Origin of the sequence: Methylobacter sp. (assembly GCF_036845245.1) — a bacterium.
Classification (GTDB): Bacteria; Pseudomonadota; Gammaproteobacteria; order Methylococcales; family Methylomonadaceae; genus Methylobacter_A.
On sequence record NZ_DAIUEH010000005.1, the window covers coordinates 110,431 to 128,745 of the forward strand.

Annotated in this window: 18 protein-coding genes and 1 tRNA gene; 16 read left to right on the forward strand and 3 right to left on the reverse strand. The window is 47.8% G+C overall.

The window, feature by feature from the left end; translation table 11 throughout:
* Positions 1–194 precede the first annotated feature (194 nt).
* The 4 genes from moaB to V7051_RS04075 are packed head-to-tail and all read left to right on the forward strand — an operon-like array spanning position 195 to position 4,520.
* The gene (gene moaB / locus V7051_RS04060) at positions 195–716 is read left to right on the forward strand and encodes a molybdenum cofactor biosynthesis protein B (protein WP_333873686.1); all 522 of its coding nucleotides are present in this window, start codon (positions 195–197) and stop codon (positions 714–716) included.
* Positions 716–1,120: a DUF423 domain-containing protein gene (locus V7051_RS04065; RefSeq protein WP_333873779.1), complete on the forward strand. Its 405-nt coding sequence runs from the start codon at positions 716–718 to the stop codon at positions 1,118–1,120. The genes moaB and V7051_RS04065 overlap by 1 nt, the downstream gene beginning before the upstream one ends.
* A complete protein-coding gene (pepN, locus tag V7051_RS04070; protein WP_333873685.1) occupies positions 1,120–3,780 on the forward strand; it encodes an aminopeptidase N in 2,661 nt (886 codons plus the stop codon). The genes V7051_RS04065 and pepN overlap by 1 nt, the downstream gene beginning before the upstream one ends.
* Positions 3,780–4,520 (forward strand): pteridine reductase, encoded by a 741-nt coding sequence (locus V7051_RS04075; protein ID WP_333873684.1) that lies wholly within the window; start codon positions 3,780–3,782, stop codon positions 4,518–4,520. Before pepN ends, V7051_RS04075 begins: the two co-directional genes overlap by 1 nt.
* A gap of 3 nt (positions 4,521–4,523) precedes the next feature.
* Here V7051_RS04075 and folK read toward each other — a convergent pair whose 3' ends face one another.
* Together folK and folB are read right to left on the reverse strand one after the other, a co-directional pair.
* Positions 4,524–5,009 (reverse strand): 2-amino-4-hydroxy-6-hydroxymethyldihydropteridine diphosphokinase, encoded by a 486-nt coding sequence (gene folK / locus V7051_RS04080; RefSeq protein ID WP_333873683.1) that lies wholly within the window; start codon positions 5,007–5,009, stop codon positions 4,524–4,526.
* Positions 5,006–5,365 (reverse strand): dihydroneopterin aldolase, encoded by a 360-nt coding sequence (gene folB, locus V7051_RS04085; RefSeq protein WP_333873682.1) that lies wholly within the window; start codon positions 5,363–5,365, stop codon positions 5,006–5,008. The genes folK and folB overlap by 4 nt, the downstream gene beginning before the upstream one ends.
* Before the next feature lie 141 nt (positions 5,366–5,506).
* On the opposite strand from folB, the gene plsY reads away from it, so the two are divergent.
* Positions 5,507–6,079 (forward strand): glycerol-3-phosphate 1-O-acyltransferase PlsY, encoded by a 573-nt coding sequence (plsY, locus tag V7051_RS04090; RefSeq protein WP_333873681.1) that lies wholly within the window; start codon positions 5,507–5,509, stop codon positions 6,077–6,079.
* On the opposite strand, the gene tsaD is transcribed toward plsY, so the two are convergent.
* On the reverse strand, positions 6,080–7,090 hold the full coding sequence (tsaD, locus tag V7051_RS04095; protein WP_333873680.1) for a tRNA (adenosine(37)-N6)-threonylcarbamoyltransferase complex transferase subunit TsaD: 1,011 nt from the start codon (positions 7,088–7,090) through the stop codon (positions 6,080–6,082). It abuts the gene before it with no gap.
* 105 nt (positions 7,091–7,195) lie between these two features.
* Here tsaD and rpsU point away from each other — a divergent pair, with 105 nt between their 5' ends.
* The 11 genes from rpsU (at position 7,196) to V7051_RS04150 (ending at position 18,308) form a co-directional block, all read left to right on the forward strand.
* A complete protein-coding gene (gene rpsU / locus V7051_RS04100; protein ID WP_006890759.1) occupies positions 7,196–7,429 on the forward strand; it encodes a 30S ribosomal protein S21 in 234 nt (77 codons plus the stop codon).
* Positions 7,430–7,445: 16 nt separating this feature from the next.
* Positions 7,446–7,895 (forward strand): GatB/YqeY domain-containing protein, encoded by a 450-nt coding sequence (locus V7051_RS04105; RefSeq protein ID WP_333873679.1) that lies wholly within the window; start codon positions 7,446–7,448, stop codon positions 7,893–7,895.
* A 76-nt stretch (positions 7,896–7,971) separates the two neighbouring features.
* Positions 7,972–9,750: a DNA primase gene (dnaG, locus tag V7051_RS04110; RefSeq protein WP_333873678.1), complete on the forward strand. Its 1,779-nt coding sequence runs from the start codon at positions 7,972–7,974 to the stop codon at positions 9,748–9,750.
* 54 nt (positions 9,751–9,804) lie between these two features.
* The gene (gene rpoD, locus V7051_RS04115; protein ID WP_333873778.1) at positions 9,805–11,613 is read left to right on the forward strand and encodes an RNA polymerase sigma factor RpoD; all 1,809 of its coding nucleotides are present in this window, start codon (positions 9,805–9,807) and stop codon (positions 11,611–11,613) included.
* Positions 11,614–11,623: 10 nt separating this feature from the next.
* Positions 11,624–11,700, forward strand: a tRNA-Ile gene (locus V7051_RS04120).
* Between the two features lie 67 nt (positions 11,701–11,767).
* Entirely contained in the window at positions 11,768–12,931 is a 1,164-nt protein-coding gene (gene metK / locus V7051_RS04125; RefSeq protein WP_333873677.1) for a methionine adenosyltransferase, read from the forward strand.
* A gap of 21 nt (positions 12,932–12,952) precedes the next feature.
* Entirely contained in the window at positions 12,953–14,245 is a 1,293-nt protein-coding gene (ahcY, locus tag V7051_RS04130) for an adenosylhomocysteinase (protein WP_333873676.1), read from the forward strand.
* A 139-nt stretch (positions 14,246–14,384) separates the two neighbouring features.
* Positions 14,385–15,242 (forward strand): methylenetetrahydrofolate reductase [NAD(P)H], encoded by an 858-nt coding sequence (metF, locus tag V7051_RS04135; protein ID WP_333873675.1) that lies wholly within the window; start codon positions 14,385–14,387, stop codon positions 15,240–15,242.
* Positions 15,243–15,292: 50 nt separating this feature from the next.
* Positions 15,293–16,645: an adenosylmethionine--8-amino-7-oxononanoate transaminase gene (locus V7051_RS04140; protein WP_333873674.1), complete on the forward strand. Its 1,353-nt coding sequence runs from the start codon at positions 15,293–15,295 to the stop codon at positions 16,643–16,645.
* Positions 16,646–16,647: 2 nt separating this feature from the next.
* Positions 16,648–17,409 (forward strand): 16S rRNA (uracil(1498)-N(3))-methyltransferase, encoded by a 762-nt coding sequence (locus V7051_RS04145; RefSeq protein ID WP_333873673.1) that lies wholly within the window; start codon positions 16,648–16,650, stop codon positions 17,407–17,409.
* The gene (locus V7051_RS04150; protein WP_333873672.1) at positions 17,406–18,308 is read left to right on the forward strand and encodes a type II CAAX endopeptidase family protein; all 903 of its coding nucleotides are present in this window, start codon (positions 17,406–17,408) and stop codon (positions 18,306–18,308) included. Before V7051_RS04145 ends, V7051_RS04150 begins: the two co-directional genes overlap by 4 nt.
* The last annotated feature ends 7 nt before the right edge of the window (positions 18,309–18,315 follow it).

Sequence of the window (18,315 nt, forward strand, 5' to 3'; positions counted from 1 at the left end):
TCAATCAATTGCTTGAAATTACGAAGAGCACAGCAGGCACAAAGTTTTCACTTTAGCTTTTGTTCGTGCTCTTCATGGTTTTACGCCTTAAGTCAATGCATGCTGGCCATCCTTTTTCTGGCTCGCCCTGATATCAAACCACAGCTGCATTAGCCGGACGCCCGATAAGCTGTCCCTACACCGAGCATCAATCAATGAGCACAGAAAAACAGTTCATCTCTTTAAATATCGCCATACTGGTCGTTTCCGACAGCCGCACCGATGCCGATGATATATCCGGCAAAACTCTGGTGGACCGCGCGACCGATGCAGGCCATCAGGTTATCGAAAAGAAAATAGTACCGGATGACATTTATCAAATCCGGGCGGCCGTTTCGAACTGGATTGCCGCTGATGACGTTAATGTCGTGATCAGCACCGGCGGCACCGGCGTGACAGGCCGGGACGGCACGCCTGAGGCGGTTGCGCCGTTGCTGGACAAGATGCTGGACGGTTTCGGCGAAGTTTTCAGGATGCTGTCCTATCAGGACATTAAAACCTCAACCATCCAGTCCAGGGCAATTGCCGGAGTCGCCAATGCGACCTATCTGTTTTGCCTGCCCGGCTCATCGGGAGCCTGCCGCACCGCATGGGACGCCTTGATCAAGGAGCAACTCGATCACCGCACCCGCCCCTGTAATCTGGTGCAACTCATGCCCAGGCTGATGGAAAAATGATGAAATCGACTTTTTTATTGCTCGGCGCATTAAGCGCATTAATTGGCGTCGGCATGGGCGCATTCGGCGCCCACGGCTTAAAAACCGTGATCAGTCCGGAGATGCTGGCTGTCTACCAAACCGGCGTGACTTATCAAATGTGGCATGCACTTGGACTGATCGGCATTGCCCTGATTCACCGGCAAGCGCCTGACTCCAAATTATTGCACTGGGCAGGATGGTTGATGTTCGCAGGCATCCTGCTGTTTTCCGGCAGCTTGTATGCCCTGGCACTGCTCAACCATCATTGGCTAGGCATGATCACTCCTTTCGGCGGCGTTTGTTTCTTAACAGCCTGGTTGTTAATCGCACTGTTCGCCGCCCCAAACATCCGATATTCCGCTCACAACAGCAGGTATAAATAATGCGCGACCCTAATCCTCAAACCATCTACCTAAAAGACTACACTGTCCCCGAATACCTGATTCACAGCGTTGCGTTAAATTTTAACCTCGATGATGAAAACACCCAGGTTAGCTCCCGGCTCACGCTGAGCCGCAACCCTGCCAGCCGGTCTGACGACGCATCGCTGATCTTAGCGGGCGAAAACCTGAAACTGATCCGTATTAATCTGGATGACGGCAATGACTTAAGCAAAGACCAATACCTGCAAACCCAGGACGCGCTGATCATTAACAATGTTCCGCAACAGCAACGTTTTGTGCTGACCATTGAGAACACGATTAATCCGAAAGCCAATACCGCTCTGGAAGGATTGTACTTGTCCAACGGCATGCTCTGCACTCAATGCGAGGCGGAAGGTTTCAGGAAAATCACCTATTTTCTGGATCGCCCCGATGTGATGACCCTGTTCACCACAACCATAACCGGCGACAAGGACCGTTATCCGGTTTTATTATCCAACGGCAATAAAGTTGCTCAGGGAGAATTGCCGGATAATCGCCACTGGGTAACCTGGGAAGACCCGTTCAATAAACCGTGTTATTTGTTTGCACTGGTAGCAGGGCAACTCGAATGCATCGCAGACCGTTTTATCACGCGATCCGGTCGCGACATCGACCTGCAAATTTTTGTCGAAAAGCACGACATGGATAAATGCGACCATGCGATGGAATCGCTGAAAAACGCGATGCGTTGGGATGAACAGGTCTACGGCCGTGAATACGACCTGGATTTATATATGATCGTCGCAGTCAGCCACTTCAACATGGGCGCGATGGAAAACAAGGGACTTAACGTATTTAATACCAAATTTGTGCTGGCGCGGCCCGATACCGCGACCGACTCCGATTATGAACATATCGAAGCCGTCATCGGCCATGAATATTTCCACAACTGGACCGGCAATCGCATCACCTGCCGGGACTGGTTCCAGCTCAGTTTAAAAGAAGGCTTTACGGTGTTTCGTGACCAGGAATTTACCGGAGACCGTACCTCCAGAGCCGTTAAACGTATCGAAGATGTCAACATGCTGCGCACCCGCCAGTTTGCCGAAGACGCAGGCCCCCTTGCCCATCCGATACGCCCTGACGCTTACATAGAAATCAACAATTTTTACACCTTGACCGTGTATGAAAAAGGCGCCGAAGTGGTACGCATGATTCATACGCTGGTTGGCGCGGAAGGTTTTCGCAAAGGCAGTGACTTATATTTTGAACGTCATGACGGACAAGCGGTTACCTGCGATGATTTTGTCAGCGCTATGGAAGCAGCTAATAGCATTGATTTGACCCAATTCCGCCGCTGGTACGCCCAAGCCGGAACGCCGGTATTAACGGTTCAACAGCACTACGAAGCCTCCACACAAACCCTGGCTTTAACCATCAGCCAAAGCTGCCCGCCGACGCCTGGACAAGCGCTAAAAGAGCCGCTGCACATTCCGGTAACTATGGGCTTGCTTAATAAAGACGGCTCCGTCGCATCCTGCAAACTACAAGGCGTCGATCAGGCTTGTAATGAAGTCATTTTGCAACTTACTCAGCCCGAACAGACCTTTACCTTTGAAGGCCTGGCCGAACAACCGGTGATTTCTATCTTAAGAGGCTTTTCAGCGCCGGTTAAACTGGTGATGGAGCGCAGCCTGGATGAGCTGGCGTTTTTATTAAGCTACGACAGCGATACTTTTAATCGTTGGGAAGCCGGGCAGCAACTGGCAGGACAAATTATTACCGGACTGATTGCCGACATACAAAACGGCAGGGAACTGCACGTCAACCCCATTATGACCACAGCCTTTAAGCAGGTGCTGGAGCAACCGTGGGATGACTTGTCGTATTTTTCTTTGCTATTAAGCCTGCCGTCAGAAACCTACTTGGCCGAACAAATGCCAGTAGTCGATGTAGAAGCCATCCATACCGCCCGCGAATTTGTCATCCTGACTTTAGCCGAACAGCTGCAAACGCAGTTCCAGGCTTTGTATCATAAAAATCATAAAGATGAATCAGGGAAATTCGACTCCGGCACAATAGGCCGCAGACGCATCAAGAACACTTGTTTAAGTTATTTAAGCACGCTGGAAAATAAAGATATTCATCAATTATCTCAGCAACAATTTAACGCCGCCAAGAACATGACCGACCAGATGGCGGCGTTGACGGCTATCGTCAATAACCCGCATCCTGCCAAACAGCAATGCCTGGACAGTTTTTATCGTCAATGGCAAGCGGAAGCACTGGTTATCGATAAATGGTTTGCGCTGCAAGCTTCCAGCAGCACCCCCGACACCTTTGCGACAGTGCAGGCGCTAATGCAGCACCCGGCATTTGATTTAAAAAATCCAAACCGCGTCAGATCGCTGATAGGTGCATTCAGTCAGTCTAATCCGCTGCATTTCCACGCCGCCAACGGCCAAGGCTATCAATTTCTCGCCGACCAAATTATTGCATTGAACACACTGAACCCGCAGGTTGCATCCCGCATGGTCGGCGCGTTAACAGCATGGCGAAGATATGATGAAGGCAGGCAGGCGCTGATGAAAGCACAACTGGAACGGATTATATCGACCGAAGCAATTTCCAAAGATGTTTACGAAGTGGCGAGTAAAAGTCTGGCACACAAAGCCTGATGAACGGTCGGGCAAAAAACGTATTGATTACCGGCGCGGCCAAGCGTATAGGCGCGGCCTGTGCGCACTTGCTGCATAGCGAGGGCTGTAATGTTTTTTTGCATTACCGGTCTTCGACAGCAGAAGCGCAGCAGCTTTGCGATGAACTGAATCAGCAGCGCCCCGATTCGGCAAAAATTATCCAAGCCGATTTACTGAACATGACCGAGCTGGAAGCTGTTGCACAAGAGTCCAGCATGGCCTGGGGCGGTATCGATGTACTGGTAAATAATGCCTCATCCTTTTATCCGACGGCGATGTCTGATGTAACCGAACAGCAATGGGATGAATTATTGGGCAGCAATTTAAAAGCGCCGTTTTTTCTGGCGAAAGCCTTGGCGAAAACTTTAGCCGACAATAAGGGTTGTATAGTCAATATTGTCGACATCCATGCCGAACGCGGACTAAGCGGCTATCCGGTGTACAGTATCGCAAAAGCCGGACTGGCCGCGATGACTAAAGTCTTAGCCAAGGAGCTGGGACCGTCTGTCAGAGTCAACGCCGTCGCTCCGGGAGCCATACTCTGGGCCGATAACGATTTATCCGAATCGGCCAAACTGGAGATACTGCAACGGGTAATTTTAAAACGTCAGGGTGAACCGGCCGATATCGCCAAAGCCGTGCTTTTTTTGATTAAGGATGCCGACTATATCACCGGCCAAATACTGACCGTCGATGGCGGGCGCACGCTATTCTGCTAGATATCAAGGCTGTATATGGCGTTTTTGCTTGAGGCCGGTCTTATCGAATTTATTCCAAAGCTCGGCATAGCTCAAATGGCTGACAGGATGCTTTAAGCCCGGAGCAATTTCCGCTAAAGGCTCAAGCACGAAAGCGTAATGTTCAATTTCGTCCCGAGGTATCTTCAGGCGGCCGTCATTGATGATCAAATTGCCGTATAGAATCAAATCCAGATCGAGGGTACGTGCAGAAAATTTTTGGCTGTCGCGAGCGCGCCCATTATCCAGTTCAATTTGCCTGAGTTGTTTAGCGACCGCCTTGACATCCAAATCAGACTCAAACTCAACCACAAGATTATAAAAAGTATCGCCCGTAAAGCCCACAGGCTCGGATTCATAAATACTTGAAACCGTCAGTTTGCCAAAGGCTTGCTCAAGCGCCAGCAGGCTGGCAGGAATGTGCTTATCCTTGTCTATATTGCTGCCTATGCTGATATAGCCTTTGGTCACGGCTTCAGTACTCCTCGCTCAATCACAATACCAACATCACTGGCGCCACTGATCGCGCCTTTTTTATTCAAGGTTATTTTCACCCAAGGCACGCTAAATTCATTACGTATAATATCGGCTATTTCTGAAATTAACTTTTCAACCAGCAAAAACTGGCTGGCTTCGACAAATGAAATAATGCGGTGAGAAACGGTTTTGTAATCAAGAGTGTATTGAATATCATCGGTTTCAGCGGCTTTTTGAATATCAAAAGCCATCTCAATATCAAGAATGACGGTTTGTTTGGTCACTCTTTCCCAATCGTAAATACCGATAATAGTTTTAATTTCCAGCCCGCCTAAAAATATGATGTCCATTGTGATTTCCGGTTATGATGCGTGTTTTTTAAATTGCTCGGTTTGTGCTCCTGCATTACTCTACGTCCCGTATCCATGGGGCTGTAAGTATCAGGGAAACGCACTGTGCTTACAAGTTCTGAATGATGAAAAGGTTACGCAATGGTTGAATGGTTGTTTATTCCGGCTGCTTATTTAATAGGCTCAATTTCCAGTGCAATTATTATTTGTCGCCTGATGGGCCTGCCGGATCCTCGCGAGCAGGGTTCGGGCAATCCGGGAGCGACCAATGTGATGCGTATTGGTGGAAAAAAGGCGGCAGCGATTACCCTGTTGGGCGATATGCTGAAGGGATTGATCCCAGTCTATGCCGCGAATGCACTGGGGTTGTCGACCGAGTTAGTGGCTGCGACCGGCTTGGCGGCCTTCATGGGGCATCTTTATCCGGTGTTTTTCGGTTTTAAAGGCGGGAAAGGCGTCGCGACATCGGTCGGGGTGTTGCTCGGTTTTTTCTGGGCACTCGGTCTTGCCTTCATGGCAACCTGGTACCTGATTTATAAGCTGGGCAAAATTTCATCTTTGTCTGCATTAATTGCATCGACATTGTCGCCGATTTTTGCCTGGTTCATCGTTGGCGATCAAGCCATTGTTGCGGCTTCCGTGGTGATGATGATTTTCTTGTTGTGGCGACATAAAGGTAATATTCAGCGGCTGCTGGCCGGACAGGAAGGTTGATCAGCAGCCGGTTAATTCACTAATCGGCCAACGAGGGCGGGCATAAATTTCCAGCCCTTGCTGTTGGCCTGTCATTAATCGCTGACAACCGGCATAAGCAATCATTGCGCCGTTATCAGTGCAAAATTGGAGTCTCGGAAAATAGAGCTGGGCATTTTCCTTGGCAACCATTTCCGACAAACACGCGCGAATTTGTTTATTGGCGCTGACGCCTCCGGCAACAACAAGTCTTTTCAGGCCGGTTTGTTGCAAAGCCCGCCGGCATTTAATACTGAGCGTCTCGGCCACCGCAATTTGAAATGCAGCAGCGACATCGGCCTTATCCTGATCGGTTTTTTTAGAGGCATTAACGGTATTCAACGTGAATGTTTTTAAGCCGCTAAAACTAAAATCCAATCCGGGACGGTCGGTCATCGGGCGAGGAAATTTAATTTGCGGTCTGCCCTGTTCTGCAAGCGCGGACAATTTCGGTCCTCCAGGGTAACCCAGGCCCAGCATTTTCGCGGTCTTATCAAAAGCTTCACCGGCCGCATCATCGAGGGATTCACCTAACAATTGATAGCGACCGATACCTTCAACATGCACAAGTAGCGTATGCCCTCCGGAGATTAGCAATGCAACAAAAGGAAATTCCGGCGGATTTTCTTCCAACATAGGCGCAAGTAAATGCCCTTCCATATGATGAACGGCAAGTGCGGGAACTTGCCATGTCCAAGCCAGACTTCTGGCCGTCGCCGCGCCGACCAATAATGCCCCCATTAAGCCAGGTCCTGCCGTGTAAGCAATGCCACCAATATCGCTACTGGTTAGCTGGCTTTCTTGTAAGCATTGCTTAATCAATGGCACTAATTTTCGAATGTGATCGCGCGACGCAAGCTCTGGGACGACGCCTCCGTACTCGCTATGCATTGCTACCTGACTGTATAAAAGATGGCTGCACAGGCCTTGTTCGGAGTGATAAATCGCGACACCGGTTTCATCGCAAGAAGTTTCTATGCCTAAAACGTACATTGAGTTTTTGAAATTTATAAAAGTAAAGGTATAATTAAGGGTTCTGTTTGTTCGGTGGATTAAAAAATCCTAACTTTTTAAATATTAACATATTCAGGTCATTATATGCCGTCAGTAAAAATCAAAGAAAACGAACCTTTTGATATTGCGATTCGCCGTTTTAAACGCGCTTGTGAAAAAGCAGGTGTTTTGGCGGAAGTGCGTCGCCGCGAGTTTTACGAAAAACCAACCGCAGAACGCAAACGCAAAGGCGCTGCTGCTGTTAAGCGTCACTTAAAAAAATTAGCGCGCGAACGTTATGCTCTGAAGAACTTACGTCGCGGACGTCCTGCACTGTAAAACCAAGGCCAATACGATGGATTTGTTAACAGATCGTATCAAGGAAGATATGAAAGCCGCCATGAAAGGCGGCAACAAAGCAAGACTTGGCGTAATTCGTTTGATTTTAGCTGCTATTAAACAGGTCGAAGTCGATGAACGCATTACTTTGGATAACGAACGGGTTATTCAGGTTCTCGATAAGATGCTCAAGCAGCGCCGCGAATCTATCCGACAATACGCTGAAGCTGGTCGACAAGACCTGGTGGACATCGAAGAGGCCGAAATTCCTGTGATCCAGGACTTTTTGCCCCAGGCTTTGACAGAAGCTGAAATTGATTCAATGGTCAAAGACGCTATTGCAGAGTCCGGCGCAGAATCGGTTAAGGATATGGGCAAAGTCATGGCTTTGCTTAAAGCAAAAATGCAAGGGCGCGCCGATATGTCGGCTGTAAGTATCAAAATCAAGGCCGCGCTAGCTGGATAGTATTTTTACCAACTTTCTTGGCAATTGCTCCTGCGTTGCCCTACCTCCTGCATTCGTGCAGTCGTCGGAGCATTGAATGTCCGGTAGAATCCCTCGCGAATTCATTGATGAGCTTTTGGTGCGGGTTGATATTGTCGATTTAATCGATTCGCACGTCCCCCTAAAAAAAACGGGTAACAACTTCGTCGCCCGCTGTCCTTTTCATGCCGAAAAAACCCCCAGTTTTTCCGTAAACCAAAAAAAACAGTTTTTTCATTGTTTTGGCTGCGGCGCTAGCGGCAACTCCATTAGCTTTCTAATGAACTTCAACCATCTTGATTTTGTTGAAGCTATTGAGGACTTAGCTGGATTTGCCGGAATCGAAGTACCCAGAGAATCAATCGAATATCAGCCAGGACAGAAGAAAGAAGATACAAACAATCTGTATGCATTGATGGAGCAGGTAGCCACCTTTTATACCGAACAACTCCGAACTAGCGATGAAGGAAAAAAGGCTGTCGAATATTTAAAAAATAGGGGAGTCGGCCGCGGCTGTGCCGGCGATTTCATGCTGGGCTACGCACCCGACGAATGGAAAGCCCTGGCGACCCGGTTTGACCAGAAATTATTACTTGAAGCCGGATTATTAGTCGACAAAGAGAGCGGACAGCCCTATGACCGCTTTCGCGGCCGAATCATGTTTCCAATCCGGGACAAGCGAGCCCGAATTATAGGCTTTGGAGGGCGAGTACTCGACAATTCTTTACCCAAATACTTGAATTCTCCAGAAACGTCCCTATTTCACAAAGGCAAAGAAGTTTACGGCTTACATGAACTCCTAAAAAAGATAACCAAGCCTCAAAGGATTTTGATCGTTGAGGGTTATATGGACGTTATCGCCCTGGCTCAGTTTGGTATTCATTACGCAGTCGCAACTTTGGGGACAGCAGCATCACAAGCGCATCTTGATTTGTTATTCCGACTCTCCCCGGAACTGGTGTTTTGTTTTGATGGGGATAAAGCCGGACGGGAAGCAGCATGGAGAGCAATGGAACCGGCTTTTGCCAGCTTGAAAGATGGACGACAGATTCGCATCATGCTGTTGCCGCAACATCATGATCCTGATTCACTGGTGCGAGAGGAAGGAATTGATAGATTTATTGAGCGCTTACAGACCGCTGAAACATTGTCGGAATATTTTTTCGGACACTTTTCAAATGAACTGAATCTGTCCGAAATGGAAGGGCGAGCGCAATTAGTAAACAAAGCCAAACCATACCTGGAAAAATTACCGGAAAGTATTTTTAAAGAGATGATGTTTGCACGATTAAAAGAATTATCTGGATGGGCCAGTCTGGATGTTTTGGAGAATGCAGCTACACTTGCATCTAAACAAAACCTGAAACAAAATCAGATAATAGGCAGGAATAGGCTTCAGGATGGCGGCAGATTATCCTCGGCGCGCGTTGCAATCGCCTTGCTGGTGCAAAATCCCAGGCTAGCCGATATTGTTGAGCAGCGCGAGATTGACTGGAACGAACTGGAATTTTCAGGTGCAGCCCTGTTTAAAAGCATCCTGCAAGTGATTACAGATAAAAATCCAGCAAATGCAGCTGTTTTAGTGGAATGTTATAGAGACACTAACGAAGAGAAACCTATAAAAGCATTAGCTTTATTGGACGTACAGGTTTCGGATGACAAGATAGAAGCAGTATTTTGCGACTCTCTGGACAGGTTATTAATTCAAGCCAGAGAGACAACCCTAACCAAGCTACTGAATAAAGACAAAACAGAAGGACTGGATGCACAGGAGAAAGAGCTGTTGCGCAAAATGTTGACAGCTAAAATTTTGGTGCCAAATAACAGGAATTTGTAGTATAATTCTCGGTTCGGCGAAGTCAGGCCGAGCAGAGTCTTCCGTGAGTAAATGATGAATCAAGAACAACAGCAGTCCCAACTTAAACAATTGATAGCCAAAGGCAAAGTACAGGGTTACTTGACCTATGCCGAGGTTAATGATCACTTGCCCAGTGATATTGTTGATCCTGAGCAAATTGAAGATATTATTGGCATGATCAATGATATGGGGATTCAGGTTTATGAAGTTGCGCCGGATGAAGATTCCCTTATTACTGATTCAGCAGCCGTTACGACGGACGATGAAGACGCGGAAGAAGTCGCAGCCTTAGCTTCCGTTGATAGTGAGTTTGGCAGAACCACAGATCCAGTACGCATGTATATGCGGGAAATGGGCTCCGTGGAATTGCTGACCCGCGCAGACGAATTAAAAATTGCCAAGCGCATCGAAGAAGGACAACAGCAACTGGTTAAAGCCATTGCCCGTTCCTGTATCGTTGTTGAAGATTTTTTACAATCCTTTGATAATATCTCCGGCGAAGAAGGCGGCATTCGTCTTACCGATTTAATTTCCGGCTTTGTAGATTTAAGCGAGCCCGAGGATTTTGTAACTGCCCTGCCTGTGAGCGAAGATGTCGAAGAAACTCCGGCAGAAGAAGAGCCGAAAGGACTAAATTACGAAGAAGTTAAAGAGAAGGTTGAAGATCTTAGAAAGCAACTAAAAATAGCCTCCTCCGCAATCAGAAAGCATGGCTATTCAAGCGACAAGACGGAACAAGAGTTTGAAGCGCTGGCCGACTTGTTCATGGAGTTTAAATGGACTCCACAATACTTAAAGAAATTAACGGCTATTATTCCTAATGGCGTTACTGCTGTGCGTGAACAGGAAAAGCTCATTATGGATATTTGCATCAATCACGCAAAAATGCCGCGCAAAGAGTTTATTGCTTCTTTTCCTGAGCATGAGACCAGTTCAGAATGGTTTGACCAGTATTTAAATACAGCAAGCAAATACTCGGAAGCGTTGAAAGAACGTGAAAAAGACGTAAGAAAGGCCCAAAAAATATTGGCCGATATAGAGGCCGAGTACGGCTTGACCATTAGCGGACTAAAAGATATTAACCGGCGCATGTCTATCGGCGAAGCCAAAGCAAGACGCGCGAAAAAAGAAATGATTGAGGCCAACTTAAGGCTGGTCATTTCAATAGCTAAAAAATATACTAATCGCGGATTACAATTCCTCGACTTAATTCAAGAAGGTAATATCGGTTTAATGAAAGCGGTTGATAAATTTGAATATCGCCGCGGCTACAAGTTTTCAACGTATGCAACATGGTGGATCAGACAGGCCATTACCCGGTCCATTGCGGACCAGGCCAGAACTATTCGCATACCGGTGCATATGATCGAAACGATCAATAAATTGAACCGGATTTCCAGGCAGATTCTTCAGGAATTGGGACGGGAAGCGACGCCGGAAGAATTGGCGGAACGCATGGAAATGCCTGAAGATAAAGTTCGCAAGGTATTGAAAATTGCTAAAGAACCCATTTCAATGGAAACGCCTATCGGTGACGATGAAGATTCTCATTTGGGAGATTTCATAGAAGATGCTAAAGTATTGTCCCCGGTTGAAGCTGCAACGATTGCCGGCTTGCGTGAGTCAACACAAAACGTATTGGCAGGATTAACTGCAAGAGAAGCGAAAGTTTTGCGTATGCGCTTTGGTATTAACATGAATACCGACCACACGTTGGAAGAAGTAGGCAAGCAATTCGATGTGACACGTGAAAGAATCCGTCAAATTGAAGCCAAAGCATTGAGAAAACTTAGACATCCGTCAAGATCAGAACAATTGAGATGCTTTTTGGATGGCGAATAAATAATAGAAAGGGCCCTTAGCTCAGTTGGTTAGAGCGTCCGACTCATAATCGGCAGGTCGTAGGTTCAAGTCCTACAGGGCCCACCATACACAAGAAGGCTGCCTATGCAGCCTTTTGTACATCTGGGTTTTACATTTTAGTAAGGTGGTAATCGTGAGCAATAATTATACATTCACATCAGAATCAGTTTCAGAAGGGCATCCTGATAAGGTTGCGGATCAAATTTCAGATGCGGTACTTGACGCCTTATTGGCACAAGACCCTCGCTCACGCGTTGCTTGCGAGACGCTCGTAAAAACCGGCATGGTCATTTTGGCCGGCGAAGTAACCACCGATGCTTGGGTTGATCTTGAAGCCCTGGTTCGAAAAGTCGTTTGCGAAATTGGCTATGACCACGGCGATATAGGCTTCGACGGTCAAAGTTGCGCAGTTTTAAACGCTATCGGCAAACAATCTGCGGATATCGCAATGGGCGTCGATGAAGCCGAAGACCACGAACAAGGTGCGGGCGATCAAGGCTTGATGTTTGGCTATGCCAGCAATGAAACCGACGTATTGATGCCGGCTCCAATTACCTATGCTCACCTGCTGGTTAAACGTCAGTCTGAAATACGTAAAAATAAAACCCTGCCTTGGCTACGTCCTGACGCCAAAAGCCAAGTTACCTTCCGTTACGAAAACAACAAACCGGTAGCGATTGACGCGGTTGTTCTGTCGACTCAGCATTCTCCTGAAATTGCGACAAAAGCATTACATGAAGCAGTAATGGACGAAATTATCCTGCCGGTTCTGCCTAAAGAATGGCTGCATAAAGATACCAAATACTTTATTAACCCGACAGGCCAGTTCGTTATCGGCGGTCCCGTCGGCGATTGCGGCTTAACCGGACGTAAAATTATCGTTGATAGTTACGGCGGCATGGCAAGACACGGTGGCGGCGCATTTTCAGGCAAAGATCCTTCAAAAGTCGATCGTTCCGCAGCCTATATGGCGCGTTATGTAGCAAAAAACATTGTTGCGGCCGAATTAGCCGAGCGTTGCGAGATTCAGGTTTCTTACGCCATCGGCGTTGCAGAACCTACGTCCATCACCGTCGAAACCTTTGGCACCGGCAAAATCAGCGAAGACAGACTGGTACAGATCATCAGGGATATTTTTGACTTAAGACCCAAAGGCTTGATTGCCATGCTGGGGTTATTAAAACCTATCTATCAAACGACGGCTGCCTATGGTCATTTCGGACGTACCGAAGACTCATTTAGCTGGGAAAAAACCGACAAGGTTGACGCATTAAAAGATGCTGCCGGTCTTAACTAACTACTAAATACGAGAAACATAATGAGCCAGCCAGATTATAAAGTCGCCGATATTGCTTTGGCAGAATGGGGCCGTAAGGAAATCAATATTGCCGAAACCGAAATGCCGGGCTTGATGGCCCTGCGCGAAGAATTCGGTGCAAAGCAGCCATTAAAAGGCGCGCGTATTGCCGGTTGCTTGCACATGACCATTCAAACAGCAGTATTAATTGAAACCCTGACCGCATTGGGTGCAGAGGTTCGTTGGTCTTCTTGCAATATCTTTTCTACGCAGGATCATGCCGCTGCGGCAATGGCGGCTGCCGGTATTCCTGTTTTTGCATGGAAAGGCGAAACGGAAGAAGAAGCAGAATGGTGCATTGCCCAAACCATTGACGGTCTCGATGGCTGGCGCCCGAACATGATATTGGACGATGGCGGCGACTTGACCGTCATGATGCATGATAAATATCCTGAATTGATGGCCGATATTAAAGGCTTGTCCGAAGAAACCACTACCGGCGTATTGCGTCTGTATGAAATGGTTGCCAAAGGCACGTTAAAAGTTCCGGCATTTAATGTTAACGATTCAGTCACCAAATCGAAATTCGATAACTTGTACGGTTGCCGCGAATCACTGGTTGACGGTATTAAGCGCGCCACCGACGTGATGATCGCCGGTAAAATCGCAGTAGTCTGCGGCTATGGCGATGTCGGAAAAGGTTGCGCGCAATCCTTACGTGGCCTTGGCGCAACGGTATTAATTACCGAAATCGACCCGATTTGTGCATTGCAAGCGGCTATGGAAGGTTACCGTGTAGTCACCATGGAAGACGCTGCTCCGCTAGCGAATATTTTTGTTACCGCAACCGGCAACTTTAATATTATTACCCATCAGCACATGCTTGCGATGAGAGATCAAGCCATTGTTTGCAATATCGGCCATTTCGATGCGGAAATCGACATTGCGTCATTGCGTCAATACACTTGGGAAAACATCAAACCTCAGGTTGACCATGTGATTTTCCCTAACGGCAAACGCTTGATTATCCTGGCAGAAGGCCGTTTGGTTAACTTGGGTTGCGCGACCGGACATCCTAGTTTTGTGATGTCTAACTCATTCTGCAACCAGGTTCTGGCGCAAATGGAACTCTGGGAAAATTCAGCACAGTATGAAAACAAGGTTTACATACTACCTAAAAAACTGGACGAAAAAGTCGCCAGATCGCACCTTAAGCAGTTGGGCGTGAATTTGACTGTCTTAACCGCCGAACAAGCTAAATACATCAATGTTCCAATTGAAGGGCCGTTTAAAGCTGATCATTACCGTTATTGATCAATCATCGTTCCCACGATCTCCGTGGGAATGCAATCCGTACCGCTGTGGCGGTACGGAACGCAATGCGTCCACAGCGGTATCTCGACAGAAACCGTGGGAACGATACATTACAGATTCCCGTCAGTGAGACCATAAAATGCAGTCACAAAAAAAACATCCCCAGCTGTTCAGTTTCGAGTTTTATCCGCCGAAAACAGAAGAAGGCACCGCCAGTTTGCAGATTGTTCACAGTAAACTGGCTAAGCTCAATCCGGACTTTTTTTCCGTTACCTTTGGCGCCGGCGGTTCGACTCGCGATAAAACTTTTTCAACGGTTATTGATATTCAATCCAAAGGTATCGCTGCCGCACCGCATTTATCCTGCGTTGCCTCAACCAAAGACAATATTCGCGCGATTTTAAAAGACTACCAAGATCACGGCATTACTAAAATTGTCGCGTTAAGAGGCGATTTGCCTTCCGGCATGATGTCAGCCGGGGAATTTCGCTACGCCAATGAGTTGGTCGAATTTATCCGCCAGGAAACCGGCGATCATTTCCAGATTCATGTAGCCGCCTACCCCGAAGTACATCCGCAAGCCGCCAGCGGCGTGGAAGACTTTAAAAATTTCAAGCGTAAAGTGGCTGCGGGCGCCAATGCAGTCATTACCCAGTATTTTTACAATGCCGAAGCGTATTTTCACTTTGTCGATAGCTGTGAAAAAAACGGCATAACCATCCCTATTGTGCCCGGCATCATGCCGATTACCCAGTATTCGCAACTGTTCCGCTTTTCGGAAATGTGTGGTGCGGATATTCCGCGCTGGCTGCGAAAACGCCTGGAAAGTTTTGGCGATGATAAAGAAGCGATACAAGCATTCGGCCTGGATGTCGTTACCGACCTTTGCCAGCGCTTACTCGATGGCGGCGCGCCGGGATTGCATTTTTATACCATGAATCAATCCGCGCCTACCTTGGCGATTCTGGAGAACTTGCAAATCAAGCCCCACGACTAAAGACGTCAATCAGGCAAGCAAATGCGAGCATCAACCTGAACCTTAAACCCATGCCGTCTAACCAATCCCTTTCCGACCGCGATATATCCGTTTTGTGGCATCCCTGCACACAAATGAAAGATCACGAGACTTTTCCGGTTATCCCGATCAAAAAAGGGCAAGGTATTTGGCTGGAGGATTTTGACGGCAATCGCTATCTTGATGCGATTAGCTCATGGTGGGTGAATTTATTCGGACATGCCAATCCTGCCATCAACGCCGCATTAAAAGACCAGCTCGATACGCTGGAGCATGTAATCTTTGCCGGATTCACCCACGAGTCCGCCGTCAAACTGGCGGAAGAACTGATTGAAATAACGCCGACAGGATTGAACCGCTGCTTTTATGCCGACAATGGCTCTTCTGCGGTGGAAGTCGCGCTCAAAATGAGTTTTCACTATTGGCGCAATCACGGACAAACTCAAAAAACCAAATTCATCACGCTGGAAAACAGCTATCACGGCGAAACCTTAGGCGCGCTGGCCGTCGGTAATGTGGCGCTCTATAAAGAAACCTATGCGCCGTTATTAATGGACGTCATCACCGTGCCCGGCCCGGACTGTTACCAGCGCGAACCCGGCGAATCATGGGCGGATTATTCCACCCGCCGCTTCACGCTGATGGAACAGACGCTGCAACAACATGGCGATACGGTTTGTGCGATTATCATTGAGCCTTTGGTGCAATGTGCCGGCAATATGCGCATGTACGATCCGGTCTATTTGAAATTGCTGCGCACTGTCTGCGATAAATACCATGTGCATTTAATCGCTGATGAAATCGCGGTCGGCTTCGGGCGCACCGGAACGTTATTTGCTTGCGAGCAAGCGGCAATCAGCCCCGATTTTATCTGCTTATCCAAAGGCTTAACCGGCGGCTATTTGCCGTTGTCGGCAGTATTAACCACAGATCAGGTATACCAGGCATTCTATGCCGACTATCAATCGATGAGCGCATTCCTGCATTCGCACAGCTATACCGGCAATGCGCTGGCATGCAGGGCCGCACTGGCTACCCTGGATATTTTCCGACAACACAACATTATCGAAAAAAACCGGTCTTTAGCTGCGATCATGGCGAAAGCGGCGCTGCGTTTTCATGACCATCCACATGTCGCCGAAGTCCGGCAAACCGGCATGATCCTGGCGATTGAAATGGTCAAAAACAAGCACACCCGCGAACCTTATCCCTGGCAGGAACGTCGAGGGCTTAGAGTCTATCAATACGCGCTGTCTAAAGGCGTCTTGTTGCGCCCCTTGGGCAACGTCATTTACTTCATGCCGCCCTACATTGTGACCGAAGAGCAGCTAAGGTTAATCGCCGAAGTCGCTTGGCAAGGCATACAACAGGCGGTTAAGGACTGATTATGCGAGTTTCCAGATTATATACGCCGGCACCGCTGGCTACAGGCAAACTAATCGAACTGGATGATGACAACGGCCATTATGTCAGGACAGTGTTACGGCTGAAAAAAGACGACCAAGTCATTTTGTTTAACGGTCACGGCGGAGAATATTTGTGTACGATCATAGAAGTCACTCGGAAAGCCGTGCTGCTTGATGTCGGGCAATGGCATGACCGGAGCGTCGAATCACCGCTACAGGTAACATTGGGCCTGGGCATATCGAGAGGCGACAGAATGGATCTGACCGTACAAAAAGCCGTAGAACTGGGCGTTAATCACATCACACCGTTATTGACCGAACGTTGCGTAGTGCAATTCAAAGGCGAAAAAAAACCGCAACGTTTGTTGCATTGGCAAAAAATAGTTCAACATGCCGCCGAACAAAGCGGCAGAACCACCCTGCCCCCTTTGCTGGAAGTTGAACAACTGCAAAACTGGGTAGGTAATCAGCAAGGACTTAAAGTGTTTCTCGATCCTTACGCGGAAACGACATTATCGGAGTTAAAACCTGAAACCATGAAAGTGACTCTACTGACCGGCCCCGAAGGCGGTTTTTCCAATCAGGAACGAGACGCGGCCAAAGCCTCCGGCTTTATTCCGGTCCGTTTAGGCAGCCGCATATTAAGAGCCGAAACCGCATCGCTTGCCGCCCTAGCCGCTGTCCAGATGTTGTGGGGCGACTTTGGCAACATTACAAATCCGGAAATTGAGAGTCAACGATGAAACGATACCTTGCTTATTCAATAGTGCCCTTGCTGGTTTTGCTGGCGGCAACATCAACGGCTTGTCTATTGGGTTATTTGATCGCGCTGGGCCTGGATGATCCGTCTGCATTACGAAAATTAATCACCCGCTTAACGCAGATACTCCTGCTGCTGAGTATTTTTCCGGCAATGGCTTACCTGAAATTTAAAAAAGAAGACTTGGGATTTAGCGCAAGACCGATATTTTTGAAGCAGTTACCGCAAGGATTCGGAATCGGATTGATTACCCTGATGCCGGTATTTATTGTTTTGTATGTTCTCGGTATCGATGTTGTTGACGACTCGCAGCCGTGGACTGTCGGTTTCATCGCTGAAAAAACGATTCTTTCCTTATTGTTGTCCCTGCTGATTGCCGTCGTTGAAGAATCGATTTTTCGAGGCATGCTGTTGGCCGGCTTAAAAAAGAACATGCCGGTTGTTGCAGCAATTTTGATCAGCTCGGCTTATTTTGCGGCGCTGCATTTTCTGGATAGCAAAACCGAAATATCCCAACAGAATTTTCATCTATCAAGCGGCTTTATCCTGTTAGGTGAAGCATTTTCCAATGTACTGAATCCGAAAAACACCTCGTCATTCTTTTCATTGCTGGCGGTCGGCGCTTTTCTTGCCGTGCTCAGGACGCAGGTAAAAGAGAGCTTAGGTCTATGCATCGGCTGTCATGCCGGTTGGGTATGGCAAATAAAAATGAACGGCAGTTTGTTCAATACCGACTATAACTCCGAATATCTTTACCTGGTCAGCAGCTACAATTATGTCGTCGGACCGCTGGTTACCGTTTGGCTCAGCCTCGCCATCATCGGCTATTTTGTTTATAAAAAAATCCGGCCGCAAATATTCACGGCTTTCAATCATGGCTAGCTTACCG

What these genes read in the sequence shown, in the direction of transcription:
- moaB (WP_333873686.1), top strand. Translation starts at nt 195, where the DNA reads ATGAGCACAGAAAAACAGTTCATCTCTTTAAATATCGCCATACTGGTC.
- V7051_RS04065 (WP_333873779.1), top strand. Translation starts at nt 716, where the DNA reads ATGAAATCGACTTTTTTATTGCTCGGCGCATTAAGCGCATTAATTGGC.
- pepN (WP_333873685.1), top strand. Translation starts at nt 1,120, where the DNA reads ATGCGCGACCCTAATCCTCAAACCATCTACCTAAAAGACTACACTGTC.
- V7051_RS04075 (WP_333873684.1), top strand. Translation starts at nt 3,780, where the DNA reads ATGAACGGTCGGGCAAAAAACGTATTGATTACCGGCGCGGCCAAGCGT.
- folB (WP_333873682.1), bottom strand. Translation starts at nt 5,365, where the DNA reads ATGGACATCATATTTTTAGGCGGGCTGGAAATTAAAACTATTATCGGT.
- plsY (WP_333873681.1), top strand. Translation starts at nt 5,507, where the DNA reads ATGGTTGAATGGTTGTTTATTCCGGCTGCTTATTTAATAGGCTCAATT.
- tsaD (WP_333873680.1), bottom strand. Translation starts at nt 7,090, where the DNA reads ATGTACGTTTTAGGCATAGAAACTTCTTGCGATGAAACCGGTGTCGCG.
- rpsU (WP_006890759.1), top strand. Translation starts at nt 7,196, where the DNA reads ATGCCGTCAGTAAAAATCAAAGAAAACGAACCTTTTGATATTGCGATT.
- V7051_RS04105 (WP_333873679.1), top strand. Translation starts at nt 7,446, where the DNA reads ATGGATTTGTTAACAGATCGTATCAAGGAAGATATGAAAGCCGCCATG.
- dnaG (WP_333873678.1), top strand. Translation starts at nt 7,972, where the DNA reads ATGTCCGGTAGAATCCCTCGCGAATTCATTGATGAGCTTTTGGTGCGG.
- rpoD (WP_333873778.1), top strand. Translation starts at nt 9,805, where the DNA reads ATGAATCAAGAACAACAGCAGTCCCAACTTAAACAATTGATAGCCAAA.
- ahcY (WP_333873676.1), top strand. Translation starts at nt 12,953, where the DNA reads ATGAGCCAGCCAGATTATAAAGTCGCCGATATTGCTTTGGCAGAATGG.
- metF (WP_333873675.1), top strand. Translation starts at nt 14,385, where the DNA reads ATGCAGTCACAAAAAAAACATCCCCAGCTGTTCAGTTTCGAGTTTTAT.
- V7051_RS04140 (WP_333873674.1), top strand. Translation starts at nt 15,293, where the DNA reads ATGCCGTCTAACCAATCCCTTTCCGACCGCGATATATCCGTTTTGTGG.
- V7051_RS04145 (WP_333873673.1), top strand. Translation starts at nt 16,648, where the DNA reads ATGCGAGTTTCCAGATTATATACGCCGGCACCGCTGGCTACAGGCAAA.
- V7051_RS04150 (WP_333873672.1), top strand. Translation starts at nt 17,406, where the DNA reads ATGAAACGATACCTTGCTTATTCAATAGTGCCCTTGCTGGTTTTGCTG.